17 protein-coding genes and 1 pseudogene are annotated in these 17,571 nt (G+C 72.9%); 12 read left to right on the top strand and 6 right to left on the bottom strand.

Translation table 11 applies throughout. From position 1 onward, the window contains the following. Window positions 1–5 precede the first annotated feature (5 nt). From rpsR to rpmG, 4 genes are read right to left on the bottom strand one after another with little or no spacing between them, the layout of a single operon-like run. Window positions 6–242, bottom strand: a complete 237-nt coding sequence (gene rpsR / locus GTW67_RS08215) for a 30S ribosomal protein S18 (protein ID WP_161164146.1) — start codon at window positions 240–242, stop codon at window positions 6–8. Between the two features lie 30 nt (window positions 243–272). Next, the gene (locus GTW67_RS08210; protein WP_161164145.1) at window positions 273–1,424 is read right to left on the bottom strand and encodes a GTP-binding protein; all 1,152 of its coding nucleotides are present in this window, start codon (window positions 1,422–1,424) and stop codon (window positions 273–275) included. Next, a complete protein-coding gene (locus GTW67_RS08205) occupies window positions 1,421–1,678 on the bottom strand; it encodes a type B 50S ribosomal protein L31 (RefSeq protein ID WP_161164144.1) in 258 nt (85 codons plus the stop codon). Before GTW67_RS08205 ends, GTW67_RS08210 begins: the two co-directional genes overlap by 4 nt. Before the next feature lie 46 nt (window positions 1,679–1,724). After that, window positions 1,725–1,889, bottom strand: a complete 165-nt coding sequence (gene rpmG, locus GTW67_RS08200; RefSeq protein WP_161164143.1) for a 50S ribosomal protein L33 — start codon at window positions 1,887–1,889, stop codon at window positions 1,725–1,727. A gap of 64 nt (window positions 1,890–1,953) precedes the next feature. Between rpmG and rpmB the strand changes: the two genes are divergently transcribed. From rpmB to GTW67_RS08170, 6 genes and pseudogenes are all read left to right on the top strand, one after another. Then, window positions 1,954–2,190, top strand: a complete 237-nt coding sequence (gene rpmB, locus GTW67_RS08195; RefSeq protein WP_019525524.1) for a 50S ribosomal protein L28 — start codon at window positions 1,954–1,956, stop codon at window positions 2,188–2,190. After that, complete coding sequence (rpsN, locus tag GTW67_RS08190) at window positions 2,190–2,495, top strand: 30S ribosomal protein S14 (protein ID WP_161164142.1); 306 nt, start codon at window positions 2,190–2,192, stop codon at window positions 2,493–2,495. The genes rpmB and rpsN overlap by 1 nt, the downstream gene beginning before the upstream one ends. 143 nt (window positions 2,496–2,638) lie before the next feature. Further along, window positions 2,639–4,147: a type III PLP-dependent enzyme domain-containing protein gene (locus tag GTW67_RS08185; protein WP_161164141.1), complete on the top strand. Its 1,509-nt coding sequence runs from the start codon at window positions 2,639–2,641 to the stop codon at window positions 4,145–4,147. After that, a complete protein-coding gene (locus GTW67_RS08180; protein WP_161164140.1) occupies window positions 4,144–5,478 on the top strand; it encodes a pyridoxal-phosphate dependent enzyme in 1,335 nt (444 codons plus the stop codon). Before GTW67_RS08185 ends, GTW67_RS08180 begins: the two co-directional genes overlap by 4 nt. A 5-nt stretch (window positions 5,479–5,483) precedes the next feature. After that, window positions 5,484–6,688: pseudogene (locus tag GTW67_RS08175) on the top strand (aminotransferase class V-fold PLP-dependent enzyme). A gap of 78 nt (window positions 6,689–6,766) precedes the next feature. After that, window positions 6,767–7,534, top strand: a complete 768-nt coding sequence (locus tag GTW67_RS08170; protein ID WP_161164139.1) for a methyltransferase domain-containing protein — start codon at window positions 6,767–6,769, stop codon at window positions 7,532–7,534. A 39-nt stretch (window positions 7,535–7,573) separates the two neighbouring features. Here GTW67_RS08170 and GTW67_RS08165 read toward each other — a convergent pair whose 3' ends face one another. Then, on the bottom strand, window positions 7,574–8,137 hold the full coding sequence (locus GTW67_RS08165) for a GNAT family N-acetyltransferase (RefSeq protein ID WP_202436961.1): 564 nt from the start codon (window positions 8,135–8,137) through the stop codon (window positions 7,574–7,576). A 152-nt stretch (window positions 8,138–8,289) separates the two neighbouring features. On the opposite strand from GTW67_RS08165, the gene GTW67_RS08160 reads away from it, so the two are divergent. The 5 genes from GTW67_RS08160 (at window position 8,290) to GTW67_RS08140 (ending at window position 13,629) form a co-directional block, all read left to right on the top strand. Continuing rightward, the gene (locus GTW67_RS08160) at window positions 8,290–8,511 is read left to right on the top strand and encodes a ferredoxin (RefSeq protein ID WP_161164137.1); all 222 of its coding nucleotides are present in this window, start codon (window positions 8,290–8,292) and stop codon (window positions 8,509–8,511) included. Between the two features lie 150 nt (window positions 8,512–8,661). Further along, a complete protein-coding gene (locus GTW67_RS08155; protein WP_161164136.1) occupies window positions 8,662–10,248 on the top strand; it encodes an ABC transporter substrate-binding protein in 1,587 nt (528 codons plus the stop codon). After that, a complete protein-coding gene (locus GTW67_RS08150) occupies window positions 10,245–11,195 on the top strand; it encodes an ABC transporter permease subunit (protein ID WP_161164135.1) in 951 nt (316 codons plus the stop codon). Before GTW67_RS08155 ends, GTW67_RS08150 begins: the two co-directional genes overlap by 4 nt. Next, a complete protein-coding gene (locus tag GTW67_RS08145; RefSeq protein WP_161164134.1) occupies window positions 11,192–12,052 on the top strand; it encodes an ABC transporter permease subunit in 861 nt (286 codons plus the stop codon). Before GTW67_RS08150 ends, GTW67_RS08145 begins: the two co-directional genes overlap by 4 nt. Further along, window positions 12,049–13,629, top strand: a complete 1,581-nt coding sequence (locus GTW67_RS08140; RefSeq protein WP_161164133.1) for an ABC transporter ATP-binding protein — start codon at window positions 12,049–12,051, stop codon at window positions 13,627–13,629. The genes GTW67_RS08145 and GTW67_RS08140 overlap by 4 nt, the downstream gene beginning before the upstream one ends. A gap of 75 nt (window positions 13,630–13,704) precedes the next feature. Here GTW67_RS08140 and GTW67_RS08135 read toward each other — a convergent pair whose 3' ends face one another. Further along, on the bottom strand, window positions 13,705–15,336 hold the full coding sequence (locus GTW67_RS08135) for a (2,3-dihydroxybenzoyl)adenylate synthase (protein WP_161164132.1): 1,632 nt from the start codon (window positions 15,334–15,336) through the stop codon (window positions 13,705–13,707). 183 nt (window positions 15,337–15,519) lie between these two features. Here GTW67_RS08135 and GTW67_RS08130 point away from each other — a divergent pair. Next, on the top strand, window positions 15,520–17,571 hold a 2,052-nt coding region (locus GTW67_RS08130; protein WP_346010597.1), incomplete at its 3' end, for a condensation domain-containing protein.

Below are 17,571 nucleotides of genomic sequence, written 5' to 3'. Positions count from 1 at the left end.
GGGGGTCAGCGGGTGGAGTAGGGGAGCAGGGCCATCTCGCGGGCGTTCTTGACGGCTGTGGCGATCTGCCGCTGCTGCTGCCGGCTGACCCGGGTGACCCGGCGGCTGCGGATCTTGCCCCGGTCGGAGATGAACTTCCGCAGCAGGTCGGTGTCTTTGTAGTCGATGTACGTGATCTTGGCGGCGTCGAGCGGGTTCGGCCGGTTCTTGCGCGCGAGGGCGGCCTTGGCGGGGCGGGGCATGGGACTTCCTCGGTCGTTCGGTGGGGTGGGTCAGGCGGCGATGTCGAGAAGCTGGTCGAAGCCGGTGGGCCGCGGCCAGGCATCGGGCCCGCAGGCCAGCTCGTCATCCGTGAGCAGGCAGAAGTCCAGCAGGGCGAGCAGCCCCGCGCGGTCCAGGTCGGGAGAGGTGAAGACGAGGTGCTGGCAGCGGTCCCCGTGCTCGGGGTGCCAGTCGAGGGCGGCCGCGGTACGGCGCTCGGCCGGCATCAACTCCCAGGCGGCGTCCGGCAGGGAGGCCATCCACGGGCCGGCGTCCTCCACGCACAGCGCGCCCCCGGCCGCGTCCCAGGCGAGCAGGCTGTCCGGCCGGTCCGCCAGCCAGAACCGCCCCCGGCTGCGGGCCGCGGCACAGCACAGGTCCTCCAGTGCCTCGAAGAGGCGGCCCGCGTGGAAGGGACGCCGGCGCTGCCAGACGAGGGTGCTGACACCCTCCTCGTCGCAGTCGTGCGGGAGCCGGGCGCAGGCGGGGTGCTGGGCGGCGGCAGCCGCGGCCACGTCGAAACCGGCGACCGCGACGGCGGCCAGCTGCCCGGACGCGACCCGGACTTGACGGGCGGCCGGGTGCAACTGCCGCAGCAGCGCGAGGTCGTCGAGCCCGGTCTCGGGGCCGTCGGACACGGCGAGGACCGGGGCGTACTCCAACTGCCGCGCGAAGGTGTCGCCCACGGTGCGCTGGTCCGTCGGGGCCGCGGCGAGACCGGCCTCCGCCAGGTCGTCGCCGTCGGACAGACAGGGCAGGACGAGCGCGGGATCCACCGCGGTCAGCACGTTGGTGAGCCGGAAGCCGCCGTCGCCGTGGGCGGCGACGGCCTCGGCCATGCCGCGGGGTTCCACGGAGTCCCACAGTTCCACGACGGCGAGGCGGGTGAGACCGCCGTCGGCCAGTCGCTCCAGCTCGGGTACGAGATCCTCGCGCAGGGCGCAGCAGGCACAGTCGTTGACCAGGGGCGTCTCGTCCCAGGACGTGGCGCCCGTGGTGTCGCGGACGCTGCGGCGCACGGTACCGGCCGGGCCGGTGGACAGGTCGTGGTGCAGGGCGACGCTGCCGGGTACCTCGCGCAGCAGCTGTGCGACCGTCTCGCGGCGGGCGTCGGCGTGCATTCCGCCGACGATCACCACGGGCATCGGTCCCTCGGGGATCATCGCCGGCCTCCGTCCCTTCCGTAGCGGCGCTCGAAGCGCTCGACGCGGCCGGCGGTGTCCAGCACGCGGGCGGTGCCGGTGTAGAAGGGGTGGCTCGCGGAGGAGATCTCGACGTCGACCACCGGGTAGGTGTGACCGTCCTCCCACTCAATGGTCTTCTCACTGGTCATCGTCGAGCGGGTCAGGATGGCGAACTGACCGGCCTTGTCGCGGAAGACGACGGGGCGGTAGGCGGGGTGGATTCCGGGCTTCATGGGGTGTGTCCCTGGTTCGGAGTGCGGGTGGGCGGACTCGGTGCGGTCAGCGTTCCTCGCGGAAGTCGACGTGGCGCCGGGCGATGGGGTCGAACTTCCTGAGGACGAGCCGATCCGGGTTGTTCCGGCGGTTCTTGCGGGTCACGTACGTGTAGCCCGTGCCGGCGGTGGAGCGGAGCTTGATGATCGGGCGCAGTTCGTTGCGAGCCATGCGGGTAGCATACGACAATGATTTCCATTACCGATACGCCGGTGTAGAGAAAGGCCGAACCCGTATGTCCGCCCACTGCCAGCTGACCGGCGCCGAGCCGGTCTTCGGCAAGAAGATCTCCCACTCGCACCGGCGGACCTCGCGCCGGTTCGACCCGAACATCCAGAACAAGCGCTACTGGCTGCCCAGCGAGGGGCGCAACGTGCGCCTGCGCCTGAGCGCGCGAGCCATCAAGACGGTGGACGCGATCGGCATCGAGGCCGCTGTCGCCCGGATCCGAGCCCGAGGGGAGCGTGTCTGATGGCGAAGAAGAGCAAGATCGCGAAGAACGAGAAGCGGAAGCTGATCGTGGCCCGTTACGCGCAGCGGCGTGCCGAACTCAAGGCCGTCCTGGTCTCGCCGAGCACCACGGACGACGAGAAGGCGGCCGCGCAGGCGGAACTGCGCCGGCAGCCCAGGGACGCCAGCGCGACCCGCGTGCGCAACCGTGACAGCGTGGACGGTCGCCCCCGCGGCCACCTGCGCAAGTTCGGCCTCTCCCGCGTCAACGTCCGCGAGCAGGCCCACGCCGGCTTCCTGCCGGGGGTGACGAAGTCCTCCTGGTGACGGCCGAAGAGGAGGGGGCGGCGCGGATGTGCCGCCCCCTCCTCTCCAGGACGAGGCTTAGCGGCGCGTGTAGGTGGAAACGACTACCCCCGGAACGATTGTCGTCACCATCAGGCGGCGGCACGTGAACCTGGGGAGGGTACGTGGCGAAGGACGCGCCCCTGTATCTGCGGCCGCGGGTGGAGCCGCCGCTCGCCGCACTGCTCGGGGAGGCAGGATTCCTGCACTCGCTCGTGGACGCGCTCGGTTCACCGCTGAACGTGCTGCTGCCCGAGGTGGTCGCGGAGAACGCCGACCGCTTCCTCTCCGTGTACCGGCGTCACCGCCTGTCGGGGCGGGTGTACTTCGCGCACAAGGCGAACCGGTCCAGCGCCCTGGTGCGCAGGCTGGCCGCGTGCGACCCGGAGGCCGTCGGCGTCGACGTGGCCTCCCTGGGAGAGCTGCGACACGCGCTGGGCTGCGGGTTCACGGGAGACCGGGTGATGGCGACCGGGCCCAAGGACCCGGAGTTCCTGTGGCTCGCGGCCCGGGTGGGAGCGACGGTCAACGTGGACTCGCCCGGTGAGCTGCGGAAGTTGGCCGAGCTCGTCCGCGGACACGGACTGAGCCGGACGCGCGTACTGGCGCGCCTGTCGGGGTTCGAGTCGGACGCAGGCTACGGCGGGACGGGCACGCGGGTCCTGTCGCGCGGCAGCCGGTTCGGCACGCCGGTCGCCGAGGCCGAGGTGCTCTGGTCGGCGCTGGAAGAGCACCGGGACGCCGTCGAACTCGTCGGCCTGGCCTACCACTTGGACACCACGGGCCTGGAGGAGAAGGCGCGCGCCCTGGAGCGATGTGTCCTGCTGATGGACGAGTGCCGGGCGCGCGGTCTGGCACCGGGCGCCGTGGACATCGGCGGGGGATTCGGCGTCGGCTACGTCGCCGAGGCCGCCGAGTGGGAGCGCTGGACCACCGCGCTGAGCGAGGCCGTACTCGGGTTACGCCCGCCGCTGACCTGGCGCGGCCACGGCTACGGGCTGCGCGCCGAGGCCGGTACGGTGCGCGGCACGGCGGCGCTGTATCCCGCCCACCGGACCGTCGCCGGGCCCGGCTACCTCGACGAGCTGCTCTCACGCCCCGCCCCCGCCCTGGGCCGGTCGCCGGCCACCCTGCTGCTGGAGCACCTGAACGACCTGTACATCGAACCGGGACGGGCCCTCGTCGACCAGTGCGGGGTGTCACTCGCCCGGGTGCTGGAGGTGCGGCGCACGGACGACGCCCCCGACCGGTACCTGGTGCGCCTGGGCATGAACGCGGGGGACGTCAGCCTGGAGGAGCACGGCGTGCTCGTGGACCCCGTCCTGCTGCCCCGTGACGGGGCGCGGGACGCACCGAACAGTGAAGGCCCCGTCGGAGTGCACCTCGTCGGAAACCTGTGCCTGGAGGCCGACCTGATCACCCGTCGGCTGGTCCACCTGCCGCGGCTGCCGTGCCCCGGGGACGTCATGGCCTTCGTCAACACCGCCGGGTACGCCATGGACTTCCACGCCCACCGCGCACAACGGCAGCCCGTCGCACGGACGGTGGCGGTCACACGGGAGGCCGGCACCTGGCGCTGGTGCCCCGACGAGGACTACTGGCCGCTCACACACCCGGAGGAAGGGCCGTTTTGAGGTACGACAGCATCACCGACGCCATCGGCAACACACCGCTCGTCCGCATCGACGCGTCCGTCCACGGACTGCGCCACATCGACCTCTACGCCAAGCTGGAGATGCTCAACCCCTTCGGGTCCGTCAAGGACCGGCCCGCCTGGCACATGGCCCGTCCGCTCCTGTCGGAGGCGGCGGGCGGCGACGGCACGGTCGTCGAACTGTCCAGCGGCAACACCGCCAAGGCCCTCGCGCTCCTGGCCGGCCTCAACGGGCTGAAGTTCAAGAGCGTGACCAACCGGATGCGCGTGCCCGAGATCAAGGAACTGCTGCTCCTGCTGGGCGCGGAGATCGAGGAACTGCCCGGACGGAGCGAGTGCCTGGACCCCACGGACACCGACGATCCGCTGACCCGCTTCCACCAGGCGCTGTCCGAGCCCGGCAGCACCTACCTGCACACCGATCAGTACTTCAATCCGCGCAACGTCGAGGCGCACGCGACCGGGACCGGACCCGAGATCGTCAAGGACCTGGACGGCCGGGCCCCCGACTGGTTCGTCGCCTGTGTGGGCACGGCGGGCTCCTCGACCGGTGTCGCCAAGGTGCTGCGCGAGCACGACCCGCGGGTGCGCGTGCTCGGGCTGGTCGCCGACAAGTCGGACTTCATCCCGGGCATCCGCACCATCGACGAGGTGCACCAGGTCGGGCTGTTCGATCCGGCGACGTACGACTCCATCGCCTCGGTCACCTCCCAGGAGGCCATCGACGGCATGGTCACACTGATCCGCCGCTGCGGGCTGCTGACCGGGCCGACCGGCGGCGCGGCCTACCAGGGAGCGGTCCGGCAACTGGCCGCGGCCGACGCCGAGCTGGCGGGCACCGGGCACCGGCAGACCGCCGTGTTCATCGTCTGCGACCGGGCCGAGAGCTATCTGAGCTACGTACGCGACCGCCGCCCCGAGCTGCTCGGCAGGACACGAGGCCACTCGGCCGCCTCGCTCACCGACGCCGAGATCCGTGCCGAGGCCCGTACCGTCGCCGTCGAGGAGGCGCGGCGGTGGCTGGCCGGGGGTGAACCCCGCCCGCTGGTGATCGACCTGCGCGGCCCGCACGCCTACGCGGCCCTGCACATCGAGGGATCGGCCAACATCGTCGACGAGGTCTTCGACGAACTGGTGCGGACCGGGCTGCCGTTCAGCAAACGCACCCCGGTACTGCTCGCCTGCCCCGTGGGGGAGAAGTCGCTGCGCTACGCCGCACTCCTGACCCGCATGGGCCACCCCGACGTGCGCAGCCTCGCGGGCGGCATCGTCGCCTGGCGGGACGCGGGCGCACCGCTGGTGAGGGAGTGAGGCCGATGCCCGACGAGACCCCCGGCGACGGCGACGACTGGCAGGCCCTGGCGCGCGCCCAGTTCCCCATCGTCACCGCCCACCCGGAGCTGGCCTACCTGGACAGCGCGGCGACCTCCCAGAAGCCGCAAGCCGTCCTGGACGCGGTGCACACCTACCTGACGACGACGAACGCCAACGCGGGACGCGGCACCTACCCGTGGGCCAACCGGACCACGGAACTGGTCGAACAGGCCCGTGAGCGGGTCAAGTCCTTCCTCCGGGACCCCGCGCCGGACCGTTCCACCGTGCTCTTCACCGGCGGGACCACCGAGGGCCTGCGCACCGTCGCCCGCGACTGGCTCACCGGACACCTCACCGACGGCGACGAGATCCTGGTCCCGTTCGGCGACCACCAGGCCAACCTCGAACCGTGGCTGGAGGCTCAGCGTCTGCTCTCCGAGCGCGGCACCGAGGTGCGGGTGCGCGCCCTGCCCCGGCAGACCTCGGGCGACTACGACCACCGCGCCCTCGCCGACGCCGTCGGCCCCCGCACCCGCTTCGTCGCCGCGACCCACGTGCACCACGTCTACGGCGGCGACATGAACGTCCACCGCATCCGCGCCGCCGTCGGCCCCGAGGTGCCGATCTGCCTGGACGCGGCACAGAGCGTCGGCCACCTGCCGCTCCGGCTCGACGACCCCGCACTCGACGTCGACTTCGTCGTCTTCTCCGGGCACAAGACCCTGGCGCTGCCCGGCACCGGGGCGGTGTGGGCCCGCAACAGCCGGGGGCCGGCCCTGTGGCCCCGGGGCTGGCAGGGCACCCCAACACCGCGGGGATCGTGTCGCTGCTGGCGGCGTTCGACTGGCTGGACGCGGTCGGCGTCGACCGCATCGCCGCCCATGTCTCCGGGCTGACCGGCCGCCTGACCGACCGACTGCGCCGGCTGGACGCCTACGAGATCCTCGGCTGCCCCGCCAGCCTGGCCGCCGACTCCGCCCTGCCCGCGGCCCAGCGACGGCACGGCATCGTCACCTTCCGGCACCGCGACATACCCTCCGACGACCTGGGCTTCATCCTGTTCAGCCACGGCTTCATGGTCCGGGCCGACAGCCTCTGTCAGGCGGGCGCGGACGAGAAGGAGGGCTCCGTCCGGGTGAGCCTGCACGTCTACAACACCGGTGCGGAGATCGACCGCCTGCTGGAGGTGCTGGCTTCCTTGGAGTGAATGGTTATTGATAACCGTTTCCACCTGTAGATTACGCGGTAGTCGCAGGAGGTGGGAGACGGAAGAGGTGCGCGACCGGTGAGCGTGAGCATGGAGACGGCCAGGACCTGGGTCGAGCGCTGGGAGCGGCAGCAGCAGCGGTACGCGTTGGACCGCGAGGAGCGCTTCACCGTCATCTGCGACGTCGTGGAGCACGTGTGCGTCGACCGCCCCCGGCCGACCCTGCTCGACCTGGGCTGCGGCCCCGGATCCCTGTCGGCACGGCTCGCCCGGCGGCTGCCGGAGGCGGAGATCGTCGCGGTCGACATGGACCCCATGCTGCTGGAACTTGCGCGCGCGCATCACCCGGACGTCGCGCGCTGGGTGAACGCGGTGATCGGCGAGGACGGCTGGACCGGCGCCCTCGGCCTGGAGCGCGGGCTGGACGGCGCCGTCACGACGACGGCCCTGCACTACCTCCAGGCCCCCGCCCTGCTGAAGGCCTACCGGAGCATCGCGGCCCTGCTGCGCCCTGGGGGAGCGTTGGTCAACGGAGACCACTTCCCGCCGGACGCGCGGTCCTGCTCCGACCTCACCGCCCACGTGGGACGCCGTCGGGCCGAGCGCGCGGGCGACGGGAGCCACGAGGACTGGGAGTCCTGGTGGTCGGCGGCGGCCGCGGACCCGGAGCTGGCGAACCTGTTCGAGCAGCGTGAGCGCAGTCGCTCGTCGTCCGGCGGGGGAGGCGAGAACTGGCACCTGCCGGTGAGCCGCCATGCCGAACTCCTGCGGGAAGCGGGTTTCAGCCGGGTCGCGCCGGTGTGGCAGGTGGGGGACAGCTGCGTGCTGGTGGCCCTGAAGGACTGAGAGCACCGGACCCGCCCGGTGTGCCGACCTGATCCGTCGTCACAGGGCGAGGCTCATCAGGATCTCGTCGCGGTCGTCGCCGGGTGCCAGACGCAGCGCGCCCGGCCACCGCCCCACCTCCGTCCATCCGGCCTTGCCGTAGAAGATTTCGAGCCCCAGGCCGGACCGCACCGTCAGCCTGAGCCGCTCCAGGCCCATCTCCTCCCGCGCGATCCGGCGGACGCGGTGCATCAGCGCGGCCCCGACCCCCGAGCCCCGGAAGCGCACGTGCGTCTGCACGTGGTTCACCGTGCCGCAGTGCGCTTCGAGCGGGTGTGCCGCGCGCCGGACGAGCAGCCAGCCCGCGAGGGCGCCGTCGACGGTGGCCACCACGAGCCTGCACCGTTCGGGCGCCAGTTCACCGGCGATCCGGTCCACGGCGGCCTCCGTGTGCGCGGAGGTCAGCGGCGGCAGCGGGCAGTCCGCCGGGATGACCGCCCCGCCGGCGTTGACCACCGCCGCCCAGCAGGCGGCCAGTTCACGTCTCGTCGACGAGCGGAGCTCTGACGGCCGGGTGAGCTGGGTGAACGCGGGGGCGGCGACTTCGGATGCTGTCACGCGCATCAGCTTGTCACGGGGGTGCCCTCCGCCACGCCTGCTCTTGCCGCGCGTTGTCGACCGCAGAGCGGTCAGCAGTTGAAGATGGAAGTCGTTGTCGTCTATCGTCTGGTTGTCGTGCCGTCGATGGCGTGCGCGGCTAGCGGGGAGGGGCCCTCATGACCTTGTCAGACCAGGCGTCCGGACACGAGAGAGTCAGTGCGGAGCGGGACCGGTGCGTGGGGGCGGGGCAGTGCGTGCTCGCGGCGCCCGCTGTCTTCGACCAGGACGACGAGGACGGGCTCGTGCTCGTCCTCGCCGAGCAGCCGCCGGCGTCCCAGTCGGACGCCGTACGCGAGGCCGTGTGGTCCTGCCCGTCCGGAGCTCTCACCCTGCGATAGTCCCCGGCCGGACCGATCGCTGACGACGGCACAACCCGTCCGTACACGCGCTCGTCGTCCGCCGGCCACCCGCCCTCGTCCGGGCATCGGTTCATGTGCCGTGGAGATCTCGCGGTGCTCGGTTCAGCTTGCAGAACGTCAAGGAGAGACATGTCCAGACAGTTCGATCGCCGTGCCTTCCTCCGTCGGGGCGCGGCGGGTGCCGCGGCTCTGGCGGTGGGACCCGGCCTGCTGGCCGCGTGCTCCACCGACGAGCCCCGTTCCGATGGGAAAGCCGGAGCGGGCGCCTCGCCCCGCTCGGGCGGCACGCTGCGAGCCGCCTTCGTCGGCGGTGGCGCCTCCGAGTCCCTCGACTTCTTCAACGGCCCCTCCGCACTGGACCTGGTGCGCGCCCGCGCCTGGCACGGCACGCTCGGCAACCTGGACCCGAGCGGGCCCGACGGGGTGCGCTACGGCGTCCTCAAGGGCATCGACATCTCCGACGACCTGTCGGCCTACACCCTGCATGTGCGGCCCGGCGTCCGCTTCACCGACGGCTCCGAACTGACCTCCGCCGACATCCTGCACTCTCTCAGCGCCCTCGCGGCCAAGAGCACCCTGCCCGTGTACCGGCTCGCCGCCGCCAACTTCGACCTCGCACACGCCAAGGCCGACGGCGACCTGAAGGTCGTCCTGCCCACACTCCGGCCCATCGCCGACGGTCGCATGATCCTCTGCCAGGGCAACTTCCTCGTCGTCAAGGACGGCACCAAGAACTTCCGCAAGGGTATGCCCAGTTGCGGCCCCTTCCGGCTGACCGAGTTCACCGCGGGCCAGGGCTCGGCGTTCGAGCGCTACGACGACCACTACGGCCACGTGCCCCACCTGGACGGCCTGGAGCTGCGGTCGATCGCGGACTCGACCGCCAGGGCCGGCGCACTCACCGGCGGCGAGATCGACTTCGCGCACGACCTCTCTCCCGTCACCGCGCGCACGCTCGACGACAACGGGAAGGTCGAACTCGTCCCCACGAAGAGCCCCTATCTCGTCGGTCTCTCCTTCCAGATGAACATGAGCGCCAAGCCCTTCGACGACCCCCGGGTGCGGGAGGCGTTCAAGCTCGCCGTCGACCGGCAGGCCATGGTGAAGACCGTGTTCTACGGCAACGCCCAGGTCGGCAACGACCTCCCCGGCATCGGCTTCCCCGACTACGCCGAGGGACTGCCCCAGCGCGCCCACGACCCGGAGCGGGCCCGCGCGCTGCTCAAGGAGGCGGGAGCCGACGGGGTGAAGGTGACGCTGACGACCGGCCCCGAGACGCCGGGCATGGTGGAGATGGCCACCCTCTTCGTCGAGGACCTGAAGAAGGCGGGTGTCCGCGCCTCCGTCCGGGAACTGCCCGCGGGGCAGCTGTACGCGGACTTCCCCACGTACGCGGCGCTGCCGTTGGCCGGCTCCTACCAGATGCCCATCCCCGCGCTGTCGACCTACCAGATGAGCACGGCCGGCGGATCGCCCTCGGCGTTCGGATGGAAGGAGTCCGCGACCGACGCCCTCGTCGCCGAGGCCCGGGCCGAGAGCGACAGCCGCGAGGCGAAGAGGCTGGGCACTCAGGCGCAGCGCACGCGCTGGGAGGACGGCAACCAGGTGCTGCCGGTCTTCAAGCCGAACCTGAACGCCCAGGCCAAGGGGGTCACCGGGATCCGCGACGACCTCTTCGAGCAGTTCCCCGGCTTCTCCCAGGCGTCGCTGGCGTGAACCTCGCCGCGTTCGTCGGCCGTCGCCTCGCGGGGGCGGCCGTCCTGCTCGTCCTGCTGTCGGCCGTGATCTTCGCGGCGACGGCGGTTCTCCCCGGGGACGCCGTGAGCGCGGTCGCGGGAGTGGACGCCTCCGAGGCGCAACGCGCCGACGTCCGGGCCGGACTCGGCCTGGACCGGCCGCCCGCCGAACGGTACGCGGACTGGCTCGCGGGTGCGGCCCAGGGTGACCTGGGCCGTGGCTTCGTAGGGGACCGGCCGGTCACCGAGGTCCTGTCGACCCGGCTGCCGAACAGCCTGCTCCTCGCCGGACTGACCCTCGCGGTCACCGCGCCGCTCGCCATGCTGCTGGGCCTGTGGACCGGTCTGCGCGGCGGCGCCGCCGACCGCCTCGTCTCGACGGCCGCCCAAACTCTCGCCGCCGTACCGGAGTTCGTCGTCGCCGCGCTGCTCGTCGCCGTCCTGGCCGTGTGGCTGGAGATCCTGCCGCGGGTCTCCGTCATCCCCCTGGGCGGCACGCCGCTCGATGTGCCGCACGCGCTGATCCTGCCCGTACTGACGCTCAGCGCGGTCGGTCTCGCGGTGGCCACCCGACTGCTGCGGGTCTCCGTCGCCGACGTCGCGGCCACTCCCTACTGCGAGGCCGCACGGCTCAACGGAGTGCGCGGGGTGCGGCTCGCCGTCCGTCACATCCTGCCCAACGCCGCGGGCCCCGCCGTCCAGGCGCTCACCCTCACCACGGGGGCGCTGGTCGGCTCGGCGGTGGTGGTGGAGAACGTCTTCGACTACCCCGGGATCGGCCGGGAACTCCAACTGGCCGTCGCGGCACGGGACATCCCCATGGTGCAGGGCATCGCCACCGCGCTCGCCGGGGTGATGCTCGTCGTGCTGCTGGCGGGCGACATCTGCGCGCGTCTGCTGGGCGCACGGGAAGGGCACGGACGATGACGACGGTCCTCACCCCACCGGGTGGACGGGTACGCACCGACCGGCCGGGCACACCCCGGCGCCGTCGGCCACCGCTGATCACGGGGGCGGCCACCCTGCTCGTCCTGCTGTTCACCCTGCTGGGCCCGCTGGTCGCTCCGCACAGCCCCACCGCGCAGCTCGCCGCACCCTTCCAGCAGCCTGACGGCCATTTCCTCCTCGGCACCGACGTGCTGGGCCGGGACGTGGCGAGCCGGGTGCTCGCCGGCGGACGCACCATCGTCCTCACCGCCCTGGCCGGTACGGCGGCGGCCGGAGCGGTCGGCACGGCCGTCGGCGTAATGGCGGCCCTGGTCTCCCGCCGGTTGGGCGACCTGCTGCTCCGCTGCGTGGACGCCCTCGCGGTGCTCCCCGGCCTCCTGGTCGTCCTCGTGCTGGCCGCGGGGTTCCCCGGCAGCCGTGCCGCCGTGGTGGCGGCGGTCGCCCTGGCCACCGCCCCGTTCTCCACCCGTGTGCTGCGGGCCGCGGCGGACACCGTGATCGGCAGCGGGTACGTCGAAGCCGCCCTGGCCCGGGGCGACGGCCGCTGGGCCGTGCTGCGCCACGACGTGCTGCCCAACATCGCCGGACCGGCCCTGATGGACACCGCGCTGCGCCTCGTCGCCTCCCTGCACCTCACCGCCACCGCGGGGTTCCTCGGGCTCGGACCGGGCGGTGCGGCACCGGACTGGGGACGCATGGTGAGCGAGAACGCACCCGGAGCGACACTGGCCGCCGCGCCGTTCCTCGCACCGGCGCTGTTGCTCGTGCTGCTGTCCGTCTGCGTCGGCCTGCTGGCCGGGCGGCTGGCGGACTGGGCGGGAAGGGGCGCCGCATGACCGGCCGCGTGAGCGTCGGCGCTTCGGACGCCGGAATGCTCGCCGAGATCAGCGGGCTGACGGTGGGCCCCGCGGGCGGAGGGCCGCCCGTCCTGCGCGATGCCTCCCTCTCGGTGCCGGCCGGGCAGGTGCTGGGCGTCGTCGGCCGGTCGGGGTCGGGCAAGAGCAGTCTCGCGCACGGCCTGCTCGGGCATGTGCGTCCCGGGCTGGAGGTCCGCGCCGGAACCGTCCGGGTGGCCGGCCTCGATCCGTTCGACCGGGCAGACGCTCGCCGCCTGCGCGGCAGGGTCGTCTCCTTCCTGGGGCAGGACCCCGCCTCCTCGCTGAATCCCGCGCTGCGGATCGGCACGCAGATCGCCGAGGCGGTCCGACTGCGCTCGGCCGTGGCGGGAGGCGAGGGCGTCCGCGCACGGGTGGAGGAACTGCTGCGATCCGTGCGGCTGCCTGCCGACAGGAACTTCCGGCGGCGGCTGCCCCGGGAGCTGTCGGGTGGGCAGGCCCAACGGGTGGCGCTCGCGCTGGCCTTGGCGGGCCGGCCCAGCCTGCTGGTCCTGGACGAGCCCACCAGCGGCCTCGACCCCGTCCTGGCGGACGGGATGCGCGGGCTGCTGGCCGAGACCCTGCGTACGGGGGACCGCGCCGCGCTGCTGATCAGCCACGACCCGGCCTGGCTCGGGTCGGTGTCGGACGACGTGATCCGCCTGGAAGAAGGCCGGATCGTCGGCTGCGGGACGCCGATCGCGCCGCTGCCCGTCCAGCCGTCCGGCGTTTCGTCGGACGGAGGCCCCCCTGACGAGATCCCCCGCGCCGCTCCCGCCGAACTCGCTGTGTCCGGCGGGCTCTTCGTGCGGGGACTGGGTGCCGTACACGGGCGGTCCGCCGTGCTGCACGACGTCTCCCTCACCGTCCCGGCCGGCACCTGCACCGCCGTCGTGGGGGCGTCGGGATCGGGGAAGACCACCCTCGCCCGGTGCCTTGCGGGACTTCACCCGAAGGAGACGGGGACTGTCGAGTGGCGGGGCGACGGCACGCCACGGGGGCGCGGGGCCCCGGTGCAACTCGTCGCCCAGGACGCCCGCGGTGCCCTCAACCCGCGCGAGACCGTGGGCGCCGCGCTCACCCGCCCGCTCAGGGGGGTGGGAGGCCGGTCGGCCGGGGACGCGTCCGACGAAGCCGTGCGGCTGCTGGGGCTGGTCGGACTGGACGAGAACGTACGGGGACGCCGGCCTGGGGAGTTGTCGGGGGGCCAGCGTCAACGCGTGGCACTGGCGCGGACGCTCGCCGCCGGCCCTCGTGTCCTCGTCTGCGACGAGATCACCTCGGCGCTCGACCCGGAGACGGCCGGCAGGGTCCTGGACCTGCTGGACGAGCTGCGGCGGACGCTGGGCCTGACCGTCGTCATGGTGACGCACGACCTGGCGGCCGCGGCGTCCCGCGCGGACCAGGTCGTCGTCCTGGACGAGGGCCGGGTGGTGGAAGCCGGCCCGGCCGACCGCGTCCTGGTGAATCCGGAGCACGCCGTCACCCGGAACCTGCTCGCGCATGAGGGCGGTCCGGTCCTCACCGTGCCGAAGTAGGCGCGGTTGCGGGGCTTCACACGGCGGGCCGCAGGGGCGCCCGGCACAGCAGCGGGCGCCCCTCCGTACCGCACGTCACCGGCGGAGCAACTCCCGCGCCAGCGTGGCCTTGTCGACCTTCCCGACGGCGGTGAGCGGGAGGTCCGACACCTGGACGACCTCGTCCGGCGCCTTGTACTCGGCGAGTCCGCGCTCCTTGAGATGGGCGGCCACCTCCCGCACGCCCGGGGCCTCGCCGTCGCACACCACGAAGGCGACGGTCCGCTCGCCCCGGCGCTCGTCCGGCACGCCCACCAGCGCCGCCGCCGTGATCGCCGGGTGCGTCAGCAGCTGCTCCTCCACCTCGACCGCGGCGATCTTCTCGCCGCCGCGGTTGATCTGGTCCTTGATCCGGCCCACCACCACGAGGTGCCCGGACGGCAGCCGCCGGACCACGTCGCCGGTCCGGTAGTAGCCGTCCGGGGTGAACGCCGTGCGGTTGTGCTCCTCGGCCCGGTAGTAGCCGCGCAGCGTGTACGGGCCCCGGGTGAGCAGTTCCCCCGCCACCCCGTCCGGCACGGGCCGGCCGTCGCCGTCCACCACGAGCACCTCGTCGTCCGGCGATACGGGACGGCCCTGGGTGGCGCAGACGAGGTCCTCGGGGTCGTCGAGCCGCGTGAGGTTGATCAGCCCCTCCGCCATGCCGAAGACCTGCTGCACGGTCACCCCGAGCGCCGGGCCGAGTGTGCGGGCGTGGTCCTCCGGGAGTCTCGCCCCGCCGACCTGCACCACCGAGAGGCTGTCGAGATCCCAGGAGCGGGAGGCGGCCTCGTCCATCCAGTGGGTGACGAGCGGCGGGGTGAGGGAGGTCAGGGTCACGTCCTCCCGCTCGACGAGCGCGAACGCCGTCTGCGGGCTGGGGTCCGGCGCGATCACGACGGTTCCCCCGGCCATCAGGGTGCCCAGCACCCCCGGGCAGGAGAAGGTGAAGTTGAACCCGATCGGCAGCACCGCCAGGTAGACGGTCCCCGCGTCGAGCGCACAGACCTCGGCACAGGCACGGGCGTTGTAGGCGTAGTCGTCGTGCGTTCGCGGGATGAGCTTGGGAAGGCCGGTGGTGCCACCGGACAGCAACAGCAGGGCGACATCGGCGGGATCGGCTCCGCCGTCGTCGGCGCCGGGCGCGGGGGAGGAGGCCGCACGCAGGGCGTCGAACGGGACGAAGCCGCTGTCCGGACCGGGATCACCGACCACGACGACGGTCCGCAGCGAACCACCCGGGCCTTGTTCCGCCCGCACTTCGCGCAGCAGCTCCCGGTGGTCGAACCTGGCGTGCCGGTCGGGCACCACACAGGCCACCGCACCGGACACGCGCACCAGATGACCGATCTCCCGGCGCCGGTGTCCGGGCATGGCGTGCACCGGGACCGCCCCGATGCGCTGGAGCGCGAACCAGACGAGCACGAACTCGGCGCAGTTGGGGAGCTGGATCACGACGCGGTCACCCGGCCCGACGCCGAGACCGCGCAGCCCCTGGGCGACGCGGTCGGCCTCGGCGTCCAGCTCCGCGTAGGTCCACCGCCGGTCCCCGTCGACCAGGGCGACACGCACTCCATGGTCGGCGCCCGCCTGGCGCAGGCGTGCGCCGAAGGTCACACCCTGCCAGTGTCCGGCGGCTCGGTAGCGCGCCGATTCCGCCTCGGACCAGGTGCTTTGAGTTTGCGTCATGTGGTTCTGCCTCTCCCGGGCGGGCCTCGGGCTCTGGTGCCGCGGCCCGTTGTGTGACTACGATGTGAACTATAGAAATGATAATCATTTCAATCTACAGTGGGTTCACACCGCCGCGAGGGACCTCGATCCCCGCACCGGCTCCCGACCCGACCCCCCCCACCCGAGAGGAAGGCCCCATCAGTGAGCGATGAAGCAGTCGTCCAGGCGCGGACAGCGGAAGGTGACCGCGCCCCGCACACGCCCGACACGGTGCGCGAAGCGGTGGCACGCGCGCTGGAGACCGGGCCACAGGAGCTGGACGACGACCGGGACCTCTTCGAACTCGGTCTCGACTCACTGATGCTGATGTCCCTGGCCGGCGCATGGCGGCGCGAGGGCAGCGCGGTCACCTTCCAGGACCTCACCCGCACCCCCACCCTGCGGGCCTGGACGGCCCTGCTTGGGCGGGAGCGCCGCGCCGAGGCACCCGCCACCGCGCCGTCCGCCCCGTCCGGCGAGGCGGTGACGGACGGGCCGTCGGATTCCTTCCCGCTCGCCACGATGCAGCACGCCTACTGGATCGGACGCCAGGACGGACAGCCCCTCGGCGGCGTCGCCGCGCACTTCTACGTCGAGCTCGACGGCCAGGAGGTCGACCCCGGCCGGCTCGACACCGCGCTGCGCGCCCTCGTGCTCCGCCACGGCATGCTGCGGGCCGTCTTCGACGAGGAGGGCCGGCAGCGCTTCGGCCCGCCGGGAGCCCCTCTCACCGTCCACGACCTGCGTGACCGCGATCCGCAGGACGCCGAGAGCGAGCTGGAGCTGCTGCGCGAACGCAACACGCACGCGCGCCCCGACATCACCGCCGGCGACGTCTTCCGCGCGGCTCTGTGCCTGCTCCCCGACGGCCGGACCCGGCTACAGATCGACCTGGACATGATGGCCGGCGACGCCCTGAGTCTGCGCGTCCTCCTGTCCGATCTGCGCCGCCTCTACGACTGTCCCGAGGACCAGCCCCGCGCACTCGCCCTCGACTACCGCACGTACCTCGCGGAGCACGACGCCCGACGGAAGGCGGAGCGCGAGCAGCACGCCGCCTGGTGGCGAGAGCGCCTGCCGGAACTGCCCCGCGCGCCGCGCCTGCCGACCACCGTCGACCCACTCACCCCGGTCAGCGCCGGCGACACCACGCTCACCCACTCGCGCCGCCTGCACCACTGGCTGGGCCCCGCCGACAAGGCCGCGCTGATCAGCGCCGCACGACGGCACGGCATCACCCCCGCCGCGGCCCTCGCCACCGCCTTCGCCGAGGTCATCGCCGCCTGGAGCGACAGCCGGCGCTTCCTGCTCAACCTCCCGCTGTTCGACCGCGAGATGTTCACCCCGGACGTGGCCGGTCTGGTCGGGGACTTCAGCAGCTCGGTCCTGCTCGACGCGGACATGAGCGCGTCCCTGCCGTTCTCCCGGCAGGCCCGCGGCCTTCAGGAACGCCTCCAGGAAGGCATCTCCCACGGCGCCTACGGCGGCGTCGAGGTCCTGCGCGACCTCGCCCGCGCCGAGGGAGCCCCGGTGCTGGCCCCCGTCGTCTACACCAGCGCCATCGGACTCGGCGAGATCTTCGAGCAGGACGTCCAGAAGTCCTTCGGCCGCCCCTCCTGGATCATCTCCCAGGGCCCCCAGGTCCACCTGGACGCGCAGGTCACCGAACTCGACGGCGGCCTCCTCCTCAACTGGGACGTAAGGGACGGCGTGTTCGAGGCCGGCGTGCCCGACGCCGCGTTCGACGCCTACCGGCGCCTCATCACCCGTCTGATCACGGACCCCGGCACCTGGGACCGGCCGGTGGACGGCCTGCTCGCACCCGACGTCCTGACCCGGCGCGCGGTGGCGGCGCTGCCGCCCACGCCCGTCCCGGACCGCGCCCTGCACACCCGCTTCTTCCGGCTCGCCGAGACCGACCCGGGCCGCGTCGCGGTCGTCCGCCCCGACGGCGGCACCCTCACCTACGGGGAACTCGCCGACACCGCCCGGAGGACCGCCGCGCTGCTGCGCCGCCACGGCGTGCGCGAGGGCGACACCGTCGCGCTGACGCTGCCCAAGGGCGCCGACCAGATCACCGCCGTCCTCGGCATCCTGGCCGCGGGCGCCGCGTACGCCCCCGTGGGCGTCGAGCAGCCCGCCGTACGCCGCGAACGCATCCACTCCGTGGCCGGCGCCTCCGCCGTGCTCACCGACCGGGAGCACGCGCCGCTA

The organism is Streptomyces sp. SID5910, from assembly GCF_009862125.1.
Lineage (GTDB): Bacteria > Actinomycetota > Actinomycetes > Streptomycetales > Streptomycetaceae > Streptomyces.
This window is presented reverse-complemented; position numbering and strand designations above follow the sequence as displayed.

Coding starts and splice junctions, on each gene's coding strand:
- rpsR (WP_161164146.1), bottom strand. CDS start 242: ATGCCCCGCCCCGCCAAGGCCGCCCTCGCGCGCAAGAACCGGCCGAAC.
- GTW67_RS08210 (WP_161164145.1), bottom strand. CDS start 1,424: ATGATCCCCGAGGGACCGATGCCCGTGGTGATCGTCGGCGGAATGCAC.
- GTW67_RS08205 (WP_161164144.1), bottom strand. CDS start 1,678: ATGAAGCCCGGAATCCACCCCGCCTACCGCCCCGTCGTCTTCCGCGAC.
- rpmG (WP_161164143.1), bottom strand. CDS start 1,889: ATGGCTCGCAACGAACTGCGCCCGATCATCAAGCTCCGCTCCACCGCC.
- rpmB (WP_019525524.1), top strand. CDS start 1,954: ATGTCCGCCCACTGCCAGCTGACCGGCGCCGAGCCGGTCTTCGGCAAG.
- rpsN (WP_161164142.1), top strand. CDS start 2,190: ATGGCGAAGAAGAGCAAGATCGCGAAGAACGAGAAGCGGAAGCTGATC.
- GTW67_RS08165 (WP_202436961.1), bottom strand. CDS start 8,137: ATGCGCGTGACAGCATCCGAAGTCGCCGCCCCCGCGTTCACCCAGCTC.
- GTW67_RS08160 (WP_161164137.1), top strand. CDS start 8,290: ATGACCTTGTCAGACCAGGCGTCCGGACACGAGAGAGTCAGTGCGGAG.
- GTW67_RS08155 (WP_161164136.1), top strand. CDS start 8,662: ATGTCCAGACAGTTCGATCGCCGTGCCTTCCTCCGTCGGGGCGCGGCG.
- GTW67_RS08145 (WP_161164134.1), top strand. CDS start 11,192: ATGACGACGGTCCTCACCCCACCGGGTGGACGGGTACGCACCGACCGG.
- GTW67_RS08140 (WP_161164133.1), top strand. CDS start 12,049: ATGACCGGCCGCGTGAGCGTCGGCGCTTCGGACGCCGGAATGCTCGCC.
- GTW67_RS08135 (WP_161164132.1), bottom strand. CDS start 15,336: ATGACGCAAACTCAAAGCACCTGGTCCGAGGCGGAATCGGCGCGCTAC.